General features: G+C 28.0%; 1 protein-coding gene. It reads left to right on the top strand.

Annotated elements, in window-relative coordinates; all coding sequences use genetic code 11:
• Positions 1 to 193: 193 nt before the first annotated feature.
• Positions 194 to 626: class I SAM-dependent methyltransferase (locus QMD61_11730; protein ID MDI6725303.1), on the top strand; the 433-nt coding region annotated here is incomplete at its 3' end.

Raw genomic sequence — 626 nt, 5'->3', positions numbered from 1 at the left:
GAGGCAGTAGAAGTGGAAGAATAAAACACCCCACATAATTTAGTAAAAACCTTTAAATTTTGTATAATGAATTGATGCTATTTAGACAATTTAAGGCCATAATATCATTTAAAATAAATGCCAGAATTCTTATAAAAATGTTTTGCAGGATATTCTGTTAATCTTATATGATATTTAAGTAAGATATTTAATTATGAATAAAAAAGTTCCCATAAAATCTGGCATTGAACATGATAGATATGCTGAAGAATATGATTCACTTTCCAGGCAATTTGAAAGCTATTCATCTGAAATAATATTTGGATTAGTATTTGAATATATTAATTCAGCAGAAAAGTTGCTTGATATTGGTATAGGGACTGGTTTAAGTTCATTTCTTTTTAAAAAGGCGGATTTAAAAATTTATGGTCTGGATAATTCAGAGGAAATGCTTAAAATTTGCAAGCAAAAGAATATTGCATCTGATCTTAAATTTTTTGATTTAAATGAAAACTTTTTACCATATAATGACCTGGAGTTTCACCACGTGATTGCTGTGGGTGTTTTCCATTTTTTTAACAATCTGGAAAACTTCTTTAGAGAATCATATCGGATACTTAAAAAAGGAGGAACATTTAGTTTCACAG

Source organism: Methanobacterium sp., from assembly GCA_030017655.1.
Lineage (GTDB): Archaea > Methanobacteriota > Methanobacteria > Methanobacteriales > Methanobacteriaceae > Methanobacterium_D.
The sequence above is the reverse complement of the archived record's forward strand: the minus strand, read 5'-3'. Positions and strand labels throughout refer to the sequence as shown.